This window comes from Staphylococcus nepalensis, assembly GCF_014635045.1.
Classification (GTDB): Bacteria; Bacillota; Bacilli; order Staphylococcales; family Staphylococcaceae; genus Staphylococcus; species Staphylococcus nepalensis.
In genome coordinates, this window is the sequence record NZ_BMCF01000005.1 from 145415 (window position 1) to 164780 (window position 19366).

The following is a 19366-nucleotide window of genomic DNA, read 5'->3' on the forward strand; positions in this document are numbered from 1 at the left end:
TGCATACGTAATTATTTCAAAGCTTCCATTGCTGTTTTTGTTGCCATTTGAATCACTTTATCATTAGGTTTTGCATCTTTGCCATCTTTTTTCGTATAAATAGCAAGCACAATCGGCTCTTTTTGGTTTTTAGGATATATAAAAGCCAAATCATTGCGCGTACCATAAGTTAAACCTTGACCACTTTTGTCACCTACTACGGCTTGTTTAGATACACCAGCCTTAATTAAAGTATCGCCCGTTTCATTATGAATCATCACATTTTTTAATAAATTACGATTAGCTTTACTCATATCTTCATTCGTTAAAATGTGTTTTAATGTCATTGCCGCAGCTTTAGGCGTTGTAGTATCTGCAGTACTTGTTGGATCATATAAATTTAATTCGGGTTCTAATCTTTGCGGATTTGATATATTATCTTCGAGTTGTTTTAATTCTTCATGAAAACCCTTGATGCCACCAATTTCATTAATAATTTTATTATTAGCTGTATTATCACTTTGTAGCATAGATGCTTGGATTAATGCTTTTAAAGTCATCTGACTACCTACATATTTTTCAGTTACAGGTGAGTTTGCTACAATATCATCTTTCTTTATATCTATTTTTTTATTTAGTGTTGAGGTAGCAGTGTTTTGTAATAATATCCCGCTGGCGATTGCTTTATATGTAGATGCAAATGCAAATCGTTCATCTGAGCGATGTTGTATGTGTTTGCCATTAGCTGTATTTACACCATAGACCCCTACGATTGTATCATTGTCTTGTTCAATTTGCTCAAATGTCTTTGCTGAAGCAGTATTCCCCGTTAAAATGAGCAACATAAACCCAACCAATATACTTAAACATAATTTCATCATTTTTTATTCTCCCCTTTTCCTATATATGATTGCTATGTCTTTACTTAAGTTTAACTATAATCATAAATATTATAAAATACAATTATCTTATAAAAGGAACTCATAAAACGTACAAATGGAGATAGATTAGTAATCTACCACGTCTATTTAATTTTTCTATTAAAGTCATTATAAGCGCCTTTTAATAAGATCCGCCTAAAATTCAAAGCACTTCATGCACATGTGTTTTTCAATCCATCGTCCTTATCATATTTAAAGCTGGGACATGTATACATGCCCCAGCCCCATATTGCTAACTGTATTGAGTCGTCTGAGTTCGATTGACTCATAAAACGTCTTGTTGATAACAATAATTAGACACTATTATCAAAACACGTCACGTTTTATAAATACCAGTTACAGTTATTGACCAATTGTCATTTCCATTAAGTTATCGTTTTGATCAAAGAAAGCAGTATAAGAGCCATTATTAGTATCATAAGTTACAAATGTGCCATCGCCGTTACCTAATTTACCTTCTTCAGTTATTTCGTTAGATGTATGTGCTTTTTTAAAAGTATCTTTAGAAACTGAGTCAGGTTTAGTAAAGAAAGTGATTTGTACTACTTCATTTGCGCTATTAAATTCTACTGTCGTATCATAAACTTTCTTGTTATGATCAAACTCTTCTTTGGCTCCTGTATCAACTTTATAACCATTGATTGAGACGTTATCATATTTCAAAGCACGTACAAAGTTATAATCTTGAGTGAATGAAGGATCATATGTGGTATAACCTTCATAATTGTACCATGGTGTTTCGGCTTTTAAATTAACGTCACTTTCACTGCTGGCACCACTTGCGCCACCTTCACCGTGACCCCATTTTTGAACCTGTTCTGCTGCTTGCACGTTCGGACTACTCGTGGCAACATATGCTGCTGAAGAACCTAAGACAAGTGTGGATACAACGACTGTTGACGAAAGTATCTTTACTACTTTATACATAATTAATTCCTCCTTATTCGTAGTCTCTCAAATGCAAAGTGTAATTATTCACCTTAATCATACACCTATCATTTATATTTGCAAGCAAAAAATACCCTCTATTTCTTATATACTTAAACAACCCTTTAGAAAGCGTTTTAATGTAATGGAGATTGTTTTGTTTTAGAATTAAATTTATGATTAAAAATATTTCAATTAGTGGAATTCATTGTAGGCATTTGTGGTTTAATTATGGTGTTGATATTAAATATGTTACTAGGCCTATTTTAACTACAGCATTTCAAACAATTCCTATATAGTTAAGGCGAAACTTTACTGATATGCTACTTAATCTGGTAAAGTTACATAAATAAGTATTTTAGAAAGGATGATTTATAATGCGTTATATTTTACAAGTTGATTTTCCTATTGATGGCCCTTTTGGAGAAGAGATGGCAACCCAATTCTCTGATTTAGCAAAGTCTATTAACAAAGAACCAGGATTTTTATGGAAAATATGGACTGAAAATGAGGCAACCAAAGAAGCTGGCGGCATATATGCATTTGATAGTTACGAAAATGCAGAAAACTACTTAAACATGCATAATGAACGTCTTAAATCTATGGGTGTGCCAAACGTAAATGCAAAAATTCTAGCTACCAATGATACGCTCACTCAAATAACGCATGGTCGCTTAGATTAAATCAATGAATCTATATAATCAAATAAGCCTTTCATATCAATCAATATTTTGATATGGAAGGCTTATTATATTTATATCTTGACTATCCAATTTTGATAATTAAAATATTTTCCAACGGTATTTCTAATATAGTTGCGCCATTTCTTTTAAGAAATCTTGATACGTAATTTTATTTTGAGATAGACGCGCAACAAGCATATATATCTTCTCATTTTGAGTAAATTCATTTTTGTACAAATATGATTCTTTTTCTGCCTCATTTGCTAAAGGGTGTTGGATGTTTCCCCTTTTTGAAAAAGCTTCGTAATAACGCAAACCAAACAAGCGTTGAGAATAACCATCAATATGAATGCCATCTGGATTTGCTGTTAACCCTTCCGCTGTGACATAAAAACATTGTGCATTTTTATTGGCTACACTTTTAATGATTTCGTTAATTTCTTGATATTCTGTTGCACTCGCACCAAACCCATCTTGTCCTAAAAATTCTCCTAATAAGCCCATCACAAAAGTAAGTTGCGGTTTATGAAGTGCTTCTCTAAAATACGTAATTAAATGCATTAATTTCGATTCATATGTTTGAAATTGCTTATTTTGGCTATCACTTTCCCCTTGATGCCATAACACACCCATCAGGTCAGATGTTTCCATTGCGAATCGGGCTTCACTTAACGCATGACGTGTCAATGCGCCATTATCTTCCCAATCATCAATAGAAGTACCTCCATCTGCACATGGGATTAAACCAATAGTTTCATTGGGATGATTATCTAACCACATCTTTGCAAAAGATGCAGCCGGTCCTATACCAGCAACAGAACGGTCGCTATGTATTGGTTCCTCCATCATCTGCCATCTACCATTTCTTAATACAAAAATACGCTCATCTATAATAGGCTTCACACTATTTAAAAAACCACGACCTGCCATATTTGATTGCCCAATAAGTAAAATTGATTTCATAACTCATTTCCTTTCAAATTCCAACTTTTTATTATTTTAACATTTAATAACAAATACCGTTATTCTATACACATGCATTAAAAATTTAAAACTATTACCGCATTGCTTATTCTATAGTTAAACTTACTCTCTTTAGTTTTTTATTTTCTTTATTTATTTTCAAAATTTATACGGTACGATACTTTATATAAATAAATTATAAAAATGGAAATATATAAACTTTACTTTTTACTCTAATTATCATATCATGGAATGGATTTTTGAGAGGAGTTTGTTATTTTGGAGAGGAAGATAGAGCTCACATATGCTAGGGCGATTTTTTGTATTACTATAGCTATCGTTCATTGTTTAACTGGTTTAGTCAATGACCCTCATATTACATCATTTGAAAAAATAAGTTTTAGTTTTGTGCAAGTTATTTTACTATTCGCAACACCATGCTTTATTATTTTGTCGGAAATTTTGTTAGGTATGCGATATTCAAATAGCATCCCTAAAAACTTTTTACTAAAACGAATGAAGTTTATTTTAATTCCATATGTTTTATTCGGTTTATTCGTTACGTTTAAATTATTTTTAGGTGACGGCTCAAATAAATCATTTTTAGACATTTTTATAAGCATTGTTATAAAAGGTAATTTTTTTGGGTGGTTTGTAATTGTTATTTTCCAGTTTTATATATTACATCGCTTATTCTATAAATTATTAAGCAAAGCCAATCCAGCCTTTGTACTTATTACAACTTTTATAATTAGTTTTGCACATTCTTATTTAATGTATTATAGTACGTCGTATCTTGAGTTTTGGGGTTTTTACCCTTTGTTTAACAGAACTATTATTTTATATTGGTTATTTTATTTTATAGTTGGGTTCTATTTCGGAAAATATTACGACACCGTAATTCAATTTTTAAAACGTCATTTAATTTGGCTTATTTTAATCTGGATTTTAGCTATTTTATATATGGCATTTAATTTCTTTTATTTAGGTGTATATTTAAATGAATCCAATCGGTTTGACTTAGTCTTATTTTCTGCAGTTAGTTTTGTGTTTATCGTATATTTTTCAAAACTATTGGCTAAATTTAATTTAGTGTTTATCTTTTTGATTAGTGAAATTTCCTTTTTCATTTACTTATCACATCAAATTATTGTAGATGCTATTTCTAGGTCACTGGCATCATTTGTCACATTGCCAATACCATTTTTAATAATAAATACTATTTTCACACTTGGTTTTTGTATTGGTTTAGCTGTTATTTTATCATTTATACCTTATGTGAGAATGATTGTAGGGAGAAACACATTACATCCTATGGTTATTAATAATTATAAACATCATAGTTAGTCATATTAAAAATGCTGAGACATTCAAAATGTCTCAGCATCTTCTATAATATTAATCATAGATGATTAGAATGAAAATAGCCTTAATATCAATCAATTAAAATGTTGTTTTTTTAAAGAGCCATTTTTCATTGATGAAGGAGTATATCATTCTTATACAAGAATAAGCATCTTAGTTCTTGTAATCATGTCGCATTTGTAGTTCTTATACATGAACCTTAGCTTATGTAGTCCACTTAAACTCCGTCATTTTTACATAAATTTCTAATTCTTGTACGCTTTTTACTTAGCCATCTTGCCTTCTTGTTTACGTAACAAAATCACTTAAAAAAATGTGATCCTTGTCTTGGTTTCTTATTTCAATTTAATCATCTAATAAATGATAAAATTGTTCAACCGCTTCTTTATTATATAATTCTGGATCAAACTTAGCATAATCAGGCGTTTCACCGCTGATAAACTGTTGTATGCTTGCTTGTAGTGATTCAGAATCATTGAAACTAAGCATGCCGTATTTACCATAATCAAGTACATATTGATTAGCTGGTATATCTGAAGCAAGGATATCAATGCCTACTGTCAAGGCCTCTAATAGGACCATTGATTGGCCTTCATAATAAGATGGTAAGACAAATAATTCACAATCTTTCATAATATTAAATGGATTTCTTTTTTGCCCCATTAAAAATACGTGTTCTGACAAATTCAATGATTCTATTAACTTATTAAGCTGATGTTTAAGCGGGCCATCGCCTAAAATATACAGTCTAGCATTCGGATTGGCTTCTACGATACCACTAAATGCTTTAATTAAATTATCAAATCCTTTTTCAGGTGATAACCTGCCCATCGTCATTACTTTATAATCATTTTTATGGAAAGGCACACTAGTAATTTGCTTATCTTGTTCCCTAACGATGACACGTTCTCCGTTTTTCATAAAGATATCATTGTCTTCATTAATCGAATTATAAATTCTATCTAAATTAATCGTATTCATTGAAGCATTAAATTTATTAATTGTTTTTCTAGTTGCTATTTTTTTAATATTTTCTTGTTTCGTAACTTCAGAAACACTTACAAGCTTATCATAATAAGGATATAAGGACATAACGCCTTTTAAATTAGTGTAATGCGGTCTCACGCCATTTACTTTACGTTCCATGTCCATTTTCATATCACTATGCAAGTATATTAACTTTCGTTTAGCGTTACTTGCTAATAATAATTCTGACCAGAACATGGCATAGCCACTAAAGTCAATGACTACATCAAACTCTGAATTACCAAATACTTTCCTAAACTCACGCTCATACAATTCATTAGGGTAGATTTTTTCTTCAATTTTAGATTTAATACCTCGATTACGTACTAAAAGGTTACGATAATATTCCATAGTAGTAGCTAGTAACGGACCTTTTCTTAAAATAACCCTAACATTTTCATTTAAACTCTTAAGGTTATCCACGACGTCCTTATTTCTATTGAAACCTAAGTAAATTGTAATATCATACCTATCATAATCCACGTTTTCTAATAAATTCATCATGGATGTCGTTATACCATTTGGTTTCATGCCACCAGGGTAAATTAATAATCGTTCTTTTCGATTTTGTTGTTTTTCTTTGTGCTGTTGGGTTGTATTAAATACTTTGTTAACTACACGCTCTGTAACATGACCATCATCATAATTAGCAAACTTTTGTTGATAAGCACGATAATTATCATTATATTGAGTCAATATATTTTGTTGGTGGTTCACTGTATCTACCAATGTTTCTATTGAATGTACGCTAGGCCCTGGCAAACTATCAACCGGTAGATAGAAGCCTCTGTTTTCCTCATAGTCTTCATAATCTGGCGTATAGAAAATAATCGGTTTATTAGTAACTAAATAATCAAAAAAGATGCTCGAATAATCTGTTACCAATAAATCAACAATACTTAATAGCTCATTTGTATCAAAGGTATCATTTACTAGATATTTTTTTAATTTCTTATTGCCTTCTGCTTTCCTATAAATGAATGGATGCACTTTTAACAGTACTTGATAGTCTGTTTTTTTATTTAATACTTCTATCATTTCTTCCATTTCTTCAATATTATCTTCTGGCGTGCTTACAGTATGACCGCGCCACGTAGGTGAGCATAATAATATAGGTGCATTCGTCATTTTAAGGCCTTGCTTTTTCAATTTTTGAATGACTGTTTCAGATTGTGCTTTTAGCGTTGCATCAATTCTAGGGTATCCTATTTCTAAAATTGCATCGTCATTTAACTCTTCTAATTTAAACGCTTTTTTAAAAATATCAGTAGTATGTTGATTAGGTGAAATAATGTAATCAGAACTCAAGAAATTCCTAATAGTATTTTGAGATTCTAATAAATTATCTTTGATATCCAATCCCATTGACTTTAACGGTGTGCCGTGCCAAGTATTCACATAAACTTGATTTGGTTTTTTCGTGAAATATGTAGGGAATGTTGCATTATTAATGAGATATTTACACTTAGCTAAATAATGTAAATAATCATCACTTTCTTTAACAATAAACTTTACGTTTTTATATTTATTAAACTTTTTTGAATATGCCTTTTGCATTTTTTGAGATGCAACGACCCAAATATGTATATATTTTTGATAGGCTTGGTGTTCCATTAAATATTTAAAAATAGCGTACGGACTATCTGTCATACTTTGTCCGTCTCTAACTTGATATAAAATATGATTTTCATCTACTTCGATTGTTTTATATAAATTGGCATAATGCATAATATTTTTGGTGTATTTGCTTCTTAATTGTAATTTTAATGGTTCTAAAACAAATTTTAATTTTCTTTTTCCTTGATTTAATACAAACTTTTTAGCTTTCCCTGCCATTGTTCCACCTCATCATTTATTTATCTGTTTTTGAGTAATTAATATATTCTGTTAAGCCTGATACAATATCATATTTAGGTTTAAAGCCCAGCGCTTCTAAACCTTTAATTTCAGCACATGAATGCTTGATATCGCCACTTCTTGGCTCAGCAAATTGATAGCTAATAGACTTATTATAAATCAATTTGAATTTTTCAAAAATTTGTAGCAATGATATTTGTGTACCGGTAGCTAGATTATATATTTTACCATTTGACGCTTCATTATCAATAACGATTGCCACTGCTTGTACTAAATCCTTTATGTAGACAAAGTCTCTAGTTTGCTCACCGTCTCCAAAAAATGTAAAGGGTTCATCGTTTTTAAATTTTTATCCATAATTGATAGAACGCCAGAATATGGAGAGCTTGGATCTTGTCTAGGACCATAAACATTAAAGAATCTTAATGCAGTTGTTGGTAAATCATATAATTTATTATAAAGTTTTGCATATTGTTCCCCAGCATACTTTTCTATAGCATATGGTGATTCAGGATCAATAAATGTTTCAATCTGTTTTGGTAATTCATCTGTATTACCGTATACAGCCGCAGATGAAGCGAAAATAAATTTTTTTAACTTAGCATTATATTGACGATTTGCTTCTAAAAGATTTAATGTACTATCTATATTAATAGATTGCGAGTTTATAGGATTATTTATTGTTTCTACAACACTGACTACTGCTGCTAAATGAATGACAATATCAAATTGTTTCTGCTTTATAAGTTCTGTCACGAAAGATTTGTGCATCACATCTTCTTCAATAAAGTGTGCGTCATCTATAAAATCAACATTTGAACGATGGCCTGTACTTAAATTATCTAATATAAAGACTTCGTTATCATTAATAAAATACGCCGCTAAGTGAGAACCGATAAACCCAGCACCGCCAGTAATTAGAATTTTCATTTGTTCACTCTCCTACTTCCTCGTTTTATTATACATTGCACTGTTTTGATTAATCGAAAAAATTATAACACATATTCTTTAAAAAAGTTATTAATTAAATAAAATAATTACAAGCATGTGATAAACAATATATGACAATATATTGTTTATTTCGTATTTTCTTATTTAAGTTCAAGTTTAACAAGTTTGCATTACAAATCAAAAGAAAAAGAGGTAAAATTGTAATAATAATTGAACAAAAACACGATTAACTCATGTATTTGTGTCGGTGCTTACGAATTAAACTAAGTAATATCAATATACAAATCATCATAAACAGGGTAAACGCACCGCTTATAATAAAAGTTTTATAATTCGTTAATGGGGTCACAACCACGCTCGGGGGTTTCATATCGCTTGTTAAATAGTGTCTATCTGGGTCAAGTACAGTTATTTTATTATTCAAGATTTCAAAGCGCACTGGCTTATCTTTTTCTACTACATCTTTTAATGGTTGTTCGACTTTATACCATCTTCCATTTATATAATGCATCCCTTTTGAAAGCACTTCTTTATATTGATATCGTTCATATACTCTATCCAATAAAGCATTACCTATCACATGACGCTTATACTCAGAATCATCCACGTCCCAATGTCCAACGCCCAACAACACCTGCACAATTCGAAAACCACCTTTTTGGACAGTAGCAGTATAATTATATGCAGCATGTCCACTTGAACCAGTCTTTAACCCGTCTGTGCCTGGATATTCATGTACATCCCCTTTTAATGAATGGAGATATGTGTGAAACTGTTCTTCTAATTTAGTGTTCGGTTTACTAACATAAGTCGCATGTTTCGTATATTTTGTTATGTTAGGGTAAGTATTCATCATATAATATGCTAATTTTGCAAAATCTCTAGAAGTTGAAATATTATCTTCATTTAAAGCAAATCCTGTAGGCAAATATTGTTTACCAACTATTGCATTTTCAGCGCCAAATGGGTTTGTAAAATAAGTATTTCTCATACCTAAATCTTTAGCACGTTGATTCATGCCTTTTACAAACTGACGCATGTCAGGCTCTACTTGTTGCATTAGCATGCGCGTAGCTACATTAGAACTAGGCACAACCGTAAGATAAATAAGTTCTTCAACACTGTAAACTGCACCTTTTTGCATTTTATTATTACTTAACAAAGGGTGTTGACTAAAGACTTCCTCATCTACGGTGACAGTGATCTTTTTATCTAAAGGTAATGTACCTTCTTTAATTTTATCTAATACAAATGTCAAAGTCATTAGCTTAGACATACTTGCTAAAGGCCATTTCCGATCAATGTTTTCTTCCCATAAAATTCTACCAGTATGGCTATCTGCGACAATACTTCCTTTAGGTTGATAAAATGAACTCATTTCGATGCCGTAAGACTTTGTGACATCAATAGAGGTTTCTGCATGCATTTGCGAGGGAAATATAAAAATATTAATTAAACATAATAGAATAAAAAAACGTTTCATTGTAATATATCCTTATAAGTATAAAATAATACATATATTATACTATAGAGATCTACAATAAAACGCTCATTCATTTTACTATAAACTTTCAAAATTTTACTGCTTATTATATACAATCATTATAGACACAGTTTCTTTTTCTGACGCTTTTGATAAAAATAATTAGCAACAACAATATCAACGATAGCTACACCAACAGATTTAAAAATCGTTATTTCATCTTCGGATTCACGTCCAGGTAAATTTGATTTAACAATATGACCTAATTCACCGTATAAATCTTCCTGACTAAACAGACCTTCTTTCAGCGGAGTAATTAAATCGCCTGTTTCTTCTAATGCTGCTTGTGATGCTTCTACGACAATTTTATCTGCATTTGCTATTGCTTGTGAAGGTAACTCTTGCATATCAGGCTTAAATGAACCTACCGCATTAACGTGGACACCCGCTTTTAATGGCTGACTAAAAACTGGCCTCACCGCATTTGTAGCAGTGACAATAATATCTGCATTGGTTATAGCGTCATTTACAGCTTCCATTATTTCAATATTTATAGAAGGATATTTATGTTGAACGGCTTCAGCAAATGTTACTGCTTTACGATATGTTCTATTATACAGTTGGATATATTTAATATCTCTAACAGCACATACGGCTTCAATCAGTCCCTGCGCTTGATCGCCAGTCCCAATCACACATAACGTTTCTGCATTTTGACGTGCCAGATATTTTGTGGCTACCCCCGATATGGCACCTGTACGTATCTTAGTTAAGTACGAACCTTCTAATACAGCTAATGTTTCTCCAGTTTCGTAATCTGATAATATTACAGACCCTACTATCGTGTTTTTACCAATTGTCGTATTATTTGGCGCGACTGTTACTGTTTTAAGGCCAACAATTTTTAACTCATCCGATAAAGCAGGCATGACAAGGTAACGGTTATCTCCATTGAAAGGTAAAGCGTAGCGCAATGGCGTATCAGTTTTACCTTCAGAATAAGCACTTAAAGATTCCGCCACCGCTTCAACAACTTCTTCCATATTTAATAATTGTGCTTGTTCATTTGCATCAATAAATTCCATAAGTCACCCCTATTCTTCAACACTTTCACTTTCTGATTCTAGAATACCACTCTTTTTATTCAATTTACTTTCGAACATAATGAGCCCAATCATCAATACAATCAGTAAAGGGATAATCAACCATGCGAATTGATTGTTTACATACACCGAAACAAAGTATATCGCTAATAACGACCCTAAAGCCAATATATTTTTCGCAAATAATAGCCAATAATCTATTTTCACACTAAACCATGATTTATGAGTTCTTTCTTCATGTTTAATTTGATATATCGTAAACTTTAAATGGGTAATCAAACTATAAATCATTACTAAAATAGCTGCCATTAATATCAGCCTATGATAAAAACTGTTTTGCAATAAATCTGAAGCAGCTGCCAATAAGATGGCAATACCAAAGCTCTTCACTTCTGAATGTTGCTTCATACTTATATCCTCACCTTTGTCGTTAGTTCTGTATGCTTATGTTTACAATAACATACATTTTTCCAAAATGACGCTTATGTTTAAACACCCCATTATGGATTTAAACGAATTCCAGTGATCACTTAACAGCACTTTTAATGATTTCCACATTCGTTGGTTTTAAAGTTGATCATTCAAACAGTTTTCAAAATAAGCATCAGTATTTGTTTGTATTTGTTCGAGTGTTGCACCTTCTTGGATCTCTATTAATTTCATAACATTATCTTCAAATTTAAAAACAGCTAAATCTGTAATCAATGTATTAACAACGCCCGCACCAGTTAATGGCAATTCGCATTTTGATTTAATCTTTGACTGTCCGTGTTTATTCATATGATCCATAATTACAACTACCTTTTGCGCGCCAACGACCAAATCCATCGCACCGCCCATGCCTTTAACTAGTTTGCCAGGTATCATATAATTTGCTAAATCGCCTGTTTCTGATACCTCCATACCGCCAAGAATAGCTAAATCGATATGCCCGCCACGAATCATGGCAAATGACTCTGCATTATCAAAATAAGACGCACCTTTAGCAGCAGTTACTGTTTCTTTACCAGCATTGATTAAATCAGGATTCACTTCATCTTCCGTCGGATAAGGTCCAATACCTAGTAATCCATTTTCAGATTGGAAAAAGACGTTTTCCACATGATCATTGATTTCATTAGCTACAAGCGTGGGCATCCCGATACCTAAATTAATCACCATATCGCTTTTGATTTCTCGTGCAGCACGTTGAATAATCTTCTTGCGTTGTGCTTGTTTATCCATGGTTAGCCTCCTTCACTGTACGTTTTTCTATACGTTTTTCATAATCCTTTCCTAAATATATAAAGTCTACATATACGCCTGACATATGCACGTCATCTGGATCAATGTCTCCTAGTTCAACAATTTCTTCAACTTCAACGACTGTGGTTTGAGCTGCCATGGCACATAAAGGATTAAAATTACGTGCAGTCTTTTCAAACACTAAATTGCCAAAGGTATCCGCCTTTTGCGCTTTTACAATCCCAAAATCACCTTTAATAGCACGTTCCATGACATATGTTTCTCCGTCAAATCCACGCGTTTCTTTACCTTCAGCAATTAATGTACCTACACCTGTTTTTGTATAAAAAGCAGGTATGCCTGCACCGCCTGCACGTAGTTTTTCAGCTAAAGTACCTTGTGGTGTTAACGCTACATCTAATTCACCATTAATCAGCTGTTGTTCAAATATTTTATTTTCACCTACGTATGAACTAATCATTTTATCGATTTGTTTTTTCTCTAATAGGCGACCCAATCCAAAATCTTCGACACCACAGTTATTGCTTACTACAGTTAGTTTTTTAGTACCTTTTGAACGAATTGCTTCAATAGCATGTTCCGGTATACCACATAAACCAAATCCTCCAGCAAGTACTGTCATGCCATCTTTTAAGTGGTCAAACGCACTATGTATATCTTGAATTACCTTTGACATTGTAAAACCTCATTTCTATATTTAAAATTAATACCTAGTATTAAAAACAATTATACTTGAAATTATTTCTGAAGTCTTTTAATTGATGTTGGCGTTTTCATTTTAGATAAACAAAAAAGTTGCCAGTAATAATAACTGACAACTTTTAGACTATTTTGGACTATGCAATTTCGATTTGGAAACGACGAATTACTGTACCATCTTCTAAGATAGAGGGTTCAATTTCTTCTCCCCCATTGTGTAAGATAACAGATGCAGAAACTTCATTATCTTTATCACAAGTAATTAAAGCTTCTTGTACGCCAATGCGTGATAAATAATCTAATGACTTTTTCAAAATTTTGTTACCAAAGCCTTTGCCTCGATAACTATTACGAATACCGTAGCCAACATGGCCACCAATAACTTTCAATTTTTCATTCAAATTATGACGAATATTGGCAGCACCAATGATTTTATCATCGTCAATTAAAAACAATGTTGTGTTATCTACCGACTCATCATTAGATTTGTTATCTGCTAATTCGTGAACAATTTCTTCAAAATTACTATACTTGGTGATATTCGTAATCTCAGGCACTACCATTTCATCGTGATCAATCCATTCTTTCATATAATCACAATATAATGATTCGTCACTCATTGTTAACTCTCTAAATTCAACCATGTTGACACTCCTTCCCTTTAGTCGCTATTCAATCGGTTCGTCATGGGTATTAAGATAAAATACGTAATGATCTGTCCACGCACCATGCTCAAAAATAAATCCTTTACGCAGACATTCAAATTCAAAGCCAACTTTTTCAATGAGCTGTATTGAAGGCTGATTATCCAAATTAATATGGGCTTCAATTCTGTGAAACTTTAATGTTTCTTTCGTCTGTTTAATAAGTTCAGTTAAAGCTTCATAAGCGTAACCTTGACGCCAATATTGGTTATGAATAAAATAACCTATTTCTGCCCATTGAAATTGGTCTCGGCTTAAATTTTTAATATTAAGCATGCCTAAGTGATGCCCAGCTTTATCAAAGACAGCAAAAATATATAAATCATCTGCTTCAATCGCTTGTTGATGCTTTTGTATCATTGCTGCAAACCAAGGTTCTGTCGCATCTGACATATCTATTTGTCCTTTGTCATATTTATATTGAGAAGCATGACGATTGACAAACCCAGACAACCAAGATTCATAATCTTTTTCTTCCAACGGTCTAATGATAAGACGTTGTGTACTGAATTGCAACCCTAAATTATTATTCATTCAAAAACCCCTTAATAAAAGGCTTTAGCAACCAAACTATAACATCGTTTGGTATAAAATCAACCTTTTAATTTGAAACGATGAGACACCTATATAAACAATCAAATACATTACTTTTAATCATTATATAACATAGTTTTTAAAATCATTTTTTACGATTTTATTTTCTATCATTTCTTCCATAATTCATTTTTATTATTAATGCATCACAATCATATAATTTTCTATAAAATCAACGACCTATCTTAAAATCATACCCTATTCAAAAGTCAAAAAACGAAAGCATAAAGAATATAACCTCTTTTTCTAAAAATTGCGTTCTTCAACCCATTCTTTGTTAATTTAGAAAAAAGATATAAGCACTAACATGCTTACATCAGAACGACTATACTTCATATATAGATGACATAATCTAAAGCTGTTGCACGCTTCATAGCTCAATTAATAAAGGAATGGCATTTCATATTCCACTTTATAATCACCTTACTGTCAATATCATAAAAAAACCTGAGATACATAAATATCTCAGGCATTTCTTACGATTATCATAACTAGAACCCTCAACACACTTATATTGCGTTTTTAAAGAGTCATCTACGCTGCCTAAGTATGGTAACAAAATGATTTAGAAATGATAGCTTTTTTCAAGTTCCCATCAAGTATGACTGGCATAAAATACCATTGGACTCTAGCTTTATATCGTTCTTTAAATAGTTCCTAATTCTTTACCTACTTTTTCATATGCAGCTAATGCTTGGTCAAGCATTTCTTTTGTATGCGCTGCTGTTGGCATATTACGTACACGACCCGTACCTTTAGGTACTGTTGGAAAAACAATAGATTTCACATAGATACCTTCGTCTTTTAAGCGACTACTGAATGTTTGTGTTTCTTTTTCATCACCTATAATTACTGGCGTAATAGGCGATTCAGAATTACCAATATCAAAACCTAATTTTTGTAAGCCATCTTTCAAGTAATTACCATTTTCCCAAAGTTTATCATGTAACGCTGTAGATGCCATTAATTTTTTTACAGCTTCTGTGATTGCTTTCGTGTCTCCAGGTGCTAATGATGTTGAGAATAAAAATGGTCTAGATTGCGCTTTTAACCAATCGATTAATGATTTCGTGCCTGCTACATAACCACCAACAACACCGATGGCTTTTGATAATGTACCAATTTGGAAATCAATCTTATCTTGTAATCCGAAATGTTTAACTGTTCCAGCACCTTTACCCATGACACCTGATCCATGTGCATCATCGACATAAGTAATTAAGCCAAATTCTTCTGCAATCTCAACGATTTCTGGTAACTTAGCTACGTCACCATCCATACTAAATACACCATCAGTAATATACATAACTTTGTTATATTGTCCAGATTCTACAGCTTCTTTCGCTTTAGCACGTAAATCAACCATATCTGAGTGGTTAACACGAATAATCTTTGCTTTAGACAAACGACAACCATCAATAATAGAAGCATGGTTTAATTCATCTGAAAGAATCGCGTCATTTTTATTCATAACTGCTGAAATGGCAGCCATATTACAGTTGAATCCAGATTGGTACGCAATAGCTGCTTCAGTTCCTTTAAATTCTGCAAGTGTTGCTTCCAATTCATCATGCACATCTAAGGTGCCGTTGATTGAGCGTACGGCGCCCGCGCCTACACCATGTGTATCGATGGCATCCTTTGCTGCTTGTTTTAAATCTGTATCTGTTGCTAGTCCCAAATAGTTATTTGATGATAAGTTCACATAATTTTTTCCATTAATAGTAATTTCTGGCCCATTAGCGCCTTCAATTGTATCAATTTCATTATATAATCCGTTATCTTTCAAATATTGAATATTTTCATCTAAAAAGTCATGTAGTGACTGTACCACTGCAATGTCCCCCTTTGAGTTATCTAATGTTATGCTTATCATACCCCATTTTTTATCAACAGGAAAGTAGAATCATCTTAAACAGTAAAGCGTTTTCTACGATTTAATTGCTATGATAATCATTGGCTCTACAGTTAAGTCATTTAAAATGGTATAATGGAGTAATCATTTTTAAGAAAGAAGGGTTGAAGTTGTTTGACTGGTTTCAACTAGCTAAAGAAAAAGAAAACTCAATGATTCAAGTGCGTCGTTACTTACATCAATATCCTGAATTATCATTCGAGGAGTATCATACACGTGATTACATCCTCAATCAACTCAGCCAATTATCATGTGAAGTACGTTCACCGGTTGGACGAAATGGTATCGTTGCGACATTTACAGGTCATGGCGATGGGCCTACAATCGCTTTACGTGCTGACTTTGACGCATTACCTATCGACGAATTGACTGATTTAGATTATAAATCTAAAAATCCAGGTGCTATGCACGCTTGTGGGCATGATGGTCATACTGCAATATTATTAGCCGTTGCAGAAATCATCGAAGCACATCAAAATGCGCTCAATGGCAATGTAGTATTAATCTTCCAATATGGTGAAGAAATTATGCCCGGCGGATCGCAAGAAATGATTGATGATGGCTGTTTACAAAATGTAGATAGAATTTATGGTAATCATTTATGGAGTGGTTACCCAACTGGTACGATTTATTCTCGACCAGGTGCTATGATGGCATCCCCAGATGAATTCAATGTGACAATACATGGCAGAGGCGGTCATGGTGCTAAACCACACGAAACCATTGATCCTGTTGTGATTATGGCTGAATTTATTATGAGTGCACAAAAGATTGTATCTCGAACTATCGATCCAGTAAAGCAAGCTGTCATCAGTTTTGGAATGGTGCAAGCTGGTTCAGCAGATAACATCATACCAGACAGTGCATTTTGTAAAGGAACGGTTCGTACATTTGATACAGAGATACAAGCCCATGTCATGAATAAAATGGATAAATTATTACAAGGATTGGCTGTCGCAAACGATATCACATATGATTTGGATTATATCAAAGGTTATTTACCAGTCCATAACAATCCGACATGCTATGAAATTGTAAAACAAGCTACTAATGATATGAATTTAAGATTTAATGAATCAGAACTGATGATGATTGGTGAAGACTTTTCACATTACCAAAAAGTACGTCCAGGTGCGTTCTTTTTAACTGGCTGTGGCGATCCTGAAAAAATACCACATATCCGCACCACAGTCCTTATTTCAATTTAGATGAAAAAGCTATGAAATACACGGCTAGTCAATTCTTAAAAATATTAGAGTTAGAAAACGTAATTAGCCAACCTACAACATAACTAACATCTTAAACCCATATAAAATAACAATGGCTGGTAAAATTCAAAAATATACTTATTCCAAAGCGTTCAATTTTCAATTCGAAGTGTCTTTGATATAAAATAATTCATAGGCGCATAATCTCTCCTTAATTTATTTGGTCGGATATTTAAATTATAGAGATTTTGCGCTTTTTTTGTATCAAAAAACAGGACTGATATAAAAACCAGTCCTGTTTAGCATAGTGTCTAAAAAAAGAGCCTCCAATATTGGAGACCCTCTTAATCTATTTTTAAGATAAACTATCTTATTTGAAGATTTCAGTTACAACGCCTGATCCAACAGTACGTCCACCTTCACGGATTGAGAAACGAGTACCGTCTTCAATAGCGATTGGAGAAATCAATTCAACTTGCATTTCTACGTTATCGCCAGGCATAACCATTTCAGTACCTTCTGGTAAAGTAACAACACCAGTTACATCAGTAGTACGGAAATAGAATTGTGGGCGGTAGTTACTGAAGAATGGCGTATGACGTCCACCTTCATCTTTAGATAAAACATAAACTTCTGCTTTGAAGCTTGTGTGCGGTGTAATTGAACCAGGAGCAGCTAAAACTTGACCACGTTGGATATCTTCACGTGCAACACCACGTAATAATGCACCAATGTTGTCACCAGCTTCAGCATAGTCTAATAATTTACGGAACATTTCTACACCAGTAACAGTTGTTTTGCTTGATTCTTCTTGCATACCGATGATTTCAACTTCTTCACCGACTTTGATTTGACCACGTTCAACACGGCCTGTAGCAACAGTACCACGACCAGTGATTGAGAATACGTCCTCAACTGGCATCATGAATGGTTTGTCAGAATCACGTTCTGGAGTTGGAATGAAGTCATCAACCGCTTGCATTAAGTCTAAGATTTTTTGCTCATAGTCAGCGTCGCCTTCAAGTGCTTTTAATGCTGAACCAGAGATTACAGGTACATCGTCACCTGGGAAGTCATATTCGCTTAATAAGTCACGAACTTCCATTTCTACTAATTCTAATAATTCTTCATCGTCAACCATGTCAACTTTGTTTAAGAATACAACTAATGCTGGAACACCAACGTTACGTGATAAAAGAATGTGTTCACGCGTTTGTGGCATTGGGCCATCAGCAGCAGATACTACTAAGATAGCTCCGTCCATTTGAGCAGCACCAGTGATCATGTTTTTAACATAGTCAGCGTGTCCTGGGCAGTCAACGTGAGCATAGTGACGTTTGTCAGTTGTATACTCGATGTGAGAAGTATTGATTGTAATACCACGTTCTTTTTCTTCTGGAGCGTTGTCAATCATGTCGTATGATTGTGCAACAGCGTCACCATTTTTTGCTAAAACAGTTGCAATAGCAGCTGTTAAAGTAGTTTTACCGTGGTCAACGTGTCCGATTGTACCAATATTGGCATGTTCTTTTGAGCGATCGAATTTTTCTTTAGCCATTATAAAATCTCTCCTATTCGTTAGAAAATTAATTGTAAAATTTATCTCTCATGACAGTTTCTCACCATCATGAGAAAATGATTTATTTAGGTTTAAAAGGACTGTACAGTACCTTTATAATGCATTTTCCCAAAAAAATCAATTGATAAAACTGTAAACTACATA

At 32.9% G+C, this 19366-nt stretch carries 15 protein-coding genes and 2 pseudogenes; 3 read left to right on the top strand and 14 right to left on the bottom strand.

The genetic code is table 11. The features are described from left to right. Nucleotides 1-11: 11 nt before the first annotated feature. Nucleotides 12-860 (bottom strand): class A beta-lactamase, encoded by an 849-nt coding sequence (gene bla, locus IEU88_RS09030; RefSeq protein WP_103373641.1) that lies wholly within the window; start codon nt 858-860, stop codon nt 12-14. Between the two features lie 402 nt (nt 861-1262). Further along, nucleotides 1263-1847 carry an immunodominant staphylococcal antigen IsaB family protein gene (gene isaB / locus IEU88_RS09035; protein WP_103373642.1) on the bottom strand — a complete coding sequence of 195 codons (585 nt, stop codon included), beginning with the start codon at nt 1845-1847 and terminating at the stop codon, nt 1263-1265. A 377-nt stretch (nt 1848-2224) separates the two neighbouring features. Here isaB and IEU88_RS09040 point away from each other — a divergent pair, with 377 nt between their 5' ends. After that, on the top strand, nt 2225-2530 hold the full coding sequence (locus IEU88_RS09040; RefSeq protein ID WP_103373643.1) for a monooxygenase: 306 nt from the start codon (nt 2225-2227) through the stop codon (nt 2528-2530). A gap of 123 nt (nt 2531-2653) precedes the next feature. On the opposite strand, the gene IEU88_RS09045 is transcribed toward IEU88_RS09040, so the two are convergent. Continuing rightward, entirely contained in the window at nt 2654-3493 is an 840-nt protein-coding gene (locus IEU88_RS09045) for a sialate O-acetylesterase (protein ID WP_103373644.1), read from the bottom strand. Nucleotides 3494-3772: 279 nt separating this feature from the next. Between IEU88_RS09045 and IEU88_RS09050 the strand changes: the two genes are divergently transcribed. Beyond that, a complete protein-coding gene (locus IEU88_RS09050) occupies nt 3773-4840 on the top strand; it encodes an acyltransferase family protein (protein ID WP_103373680.1) in 1068 nt (355 codons plus the stop codon). A gap of 363 nt (nt 4841-5203) precedes the next feature. Here IEU88_RS09050 and IEU88_RS09055 read toward each other — a convergent pair whose 3' ends face one another. From IEU88_RS09055 to IEU88_RS09100, 10 genes and pseudogenes are all read right to left on the bottom strand, one after another. Next, the gene (locus IEU88_RS09055) at nt 5204-7720 is read right to left on the bottom strand and encodes a glycosyltransferase (protein ID WP_096810902.1); all 2517 of its coding nucleotides are present in this window, start codon (nt 7718-7720) and stop codon (nt 5204-5206) included. 16 nt (nt 7721-7736) lie between these two features. Then, nucleotides 7737-8671, bottom strand: a pseudogene (locus tag IEU88_RS09060) (NAD-dependent epimerase/dehydratase family protein). A gap of 247 nt (nt 8672-8918) precedes the next feature. Continuing rightward, nucleotides 8919-10175, bottom strand: coding sequence for a DUF1958 domain-containing protein (locus IEU88_RS09065; RefSeq protein ID WP_103373709.1), 1257 nt, complete (start codon nt 10173-10175; stop codon nt 8919-8921). Between the two features lie 119 nt (nt 10176-10294). Then, nucleotides 10295-11260, bottom strand: coding sequence for an ornithine cyclodeaminase family protein (locus IEU88_RS09070; RefSeq protein ID WP_103372863.1), 966 nt, complete (start codon nt 11258-11260; stop codon nt 10295-10297). A 9-nt stretch (nt 11261-11269) separates the two neighbouring features. After that, nucleotides 11270-11686 carry a hypothetical protein gene (locus tag IEU88_RS09075; RefSeq protein ID WP_096810906.1) on the bottom strand — a complete coding sequence of 139 codons (417 nt, stop codon included), beginning with the start codon at nt 11684-11686 and terminating at the stop codon, nt 11270-11272. Nucleotides 11687-11845: 159 nt separating this feature from the next. Further along, nucleotides 11846-12502 carry a 3-oxoacid CoA-transferase subunit B gene (locus IEU88_RS09080; RefSeq protein ID WP_103372864.1) on the bottom strand — a complete coding sequence of 219 codons (657 nt, stop codon included), beginning with the start codon at nt 12500-12502 and terminating at the stop codon, nt 11846-11848. Beyond that, nucleotides 12495-13199 (bottom strand): CoA transferase subunit A, encoded by a 705-nt coding sequence (locus IEU88_RS09085; protein ID WP_103372865.1) that lies wholly within the window; start codon nt 13197-13199, stop codon nt 12495-12497. The genes IEU88_RS09080 and IEU88_RS09085 overlap by 8 nt, the downstream gene beginning before the upstream one ends. A gap of 160 nt (nt 13200-13359) precedes the next feature. Next, entirely contained in the window at nt 13360-13866 is a 507-nt protein-coding gene (locus IEU88_RS09090) for a GNAT family N-acetyltransferase (protein ID WP_096810909.1), read from the bottom strand. A 24-nt stretch (nt 13867-13890) separates the two neighbouring features. Further along, nucleotides 13891-14460, bottom strand: a complete 570-nt coding sequence (locus tag IEU88_RS09095) for a GNAT family N-acetyltransferase (protein ID WP_096810910.1) — start codon at nt 14458-14460, stop codon at nt 13891-13893. Between the two features lie 706 nt (nt 14461-15166). Beyond that, the gene (locus IEU88_RS09100; protein WP_103372866.1) at nt 15167-16354 is read right to left on the bottom strand and encodes a glycine C-acetyltransferase; all 1188 of its coding nucleotides are present in this window, start codon (nt 16352-16354) and stop codon (nt 15167-15169) included. Nucleotides 16355-16545: 191 nt separating this feature from the next. Here IEU88_RS09100 and IEU88_RS09105 point away from each other — a divergent pair. Continuing rightward, nucleotides 16546-17726, top strand: a pseudogene (locus tag IEU88_RS09105) (M20 family metallopeptidase). Nucleotides 17727-18013: 287 nt separating this feature from the next. On the opposite strand, the gene tuf reads toward IEU88_RS09105, so the two are convergent. Further along, nucleotides 18014-19201, bottom strand: coding sequence for an elongation factor Tu (tuf, locus tag IEU88_RS09110; protein ID WP_103372867.1), 1188 nt, complete (start codon nt 19199-19201; stop codon nt 18014-18016). Nucleotides 19202-19366: the final 165 nt, after the last annotated feature.

Excerpts from the sequence above, each read along its gene's own strand:
- IEU88_RS09070 (WP_103372863.1), bottom strand. The coding sequence starts at position 11,260 with ATGGAATTTATTGATGCAAATGAACAAGCACAATTATTAAATATGGAA.
- IEU88_RS09080 (WP_103372864.1), bottom strand. The coding sequence starts at position 12,502 with ATGGATAAACAAGCACAACGCAAGAAGATTATTCAACGTGCTGCACGA.
- tuf (WP_103372867.1), bottom strand. The coding sequence starts at position 19,201 with ATGGCTAAAGAAAAATTCGATCGCTCAAAAGAACATGCCAATATTGGT.
- IEU88_RS09045 (WP_103373644.1), bottom strand. The coding sequence starts at position 3,493 with ATGAAATCAATTTTACTTATTGGGCAATCAAATATGGCAGGTCGTGGT.
- bla (WP_103373641.1), bottom strand. The coding sequence starts at position 860 with ATGATGAAATTATGTTTAAGTATATTGGTTGGGTTTATGTTGCTCATT.
- IEU88_RS09075 (WP_096810906.1), bottom strand. The coding sequence starts at position 11,686 with ATGAAGCAACATTCAGAAGTGAAGAGCTTTGGTATTGCCATCTTATTG.
- IEU88_RS09040 (WP_103373643.1), top strand. The coding sequence starts at position 2,225 with ATGCGTTATATTTTACAAGTTGATTTTCCTATTGATGGCCCTTTTGGA.
- isaB (WP_103373642.1), bottom strand. The coding sequence starts at position 1,847 with ATGTATAAAGTAGTAAAGATACTTTCGTCAACAGTCGTTGTATCCACA.
- IEU88_RS09085 (WP_103372865.1), bottom strand. The coding sequence starts at position 13,199 with ATGTCAAAGGTAATTCAAGATATACATAGTGCGTTTGACCACTTAAAA.
- IEU88_RS09055 (WP_096810902.1), bottom strand. The coding sequence starts at position 7,720 with ATGGCAGGGAAAGCTAAAAAGTTTGTATTAAATCAAGGAAAAAGAAAA.
- IEU88_RS09090 (WP_096810909.1), bottom strand. The coding sequence starts at position 13,866 with ATGGTTGAATTTAGAGAGTTAACAATGAGTGACGAATCATTATATTGT.
- IEU88_RS09065 (WP_103373709.1), bottom strand. The coding sequence starts at position 10,175 with ATGAAACGTTTTTTTATTCTATTATGTTTAATTAATATTTTTATATTT.
- IEU88_RS09095 (WP_096810910.1), bottom strand. The coding sequence starts at position 14,460 with ATGAATAATAATTTAGGGTTGCAATTCAGTACACAACGTCTTATCATT.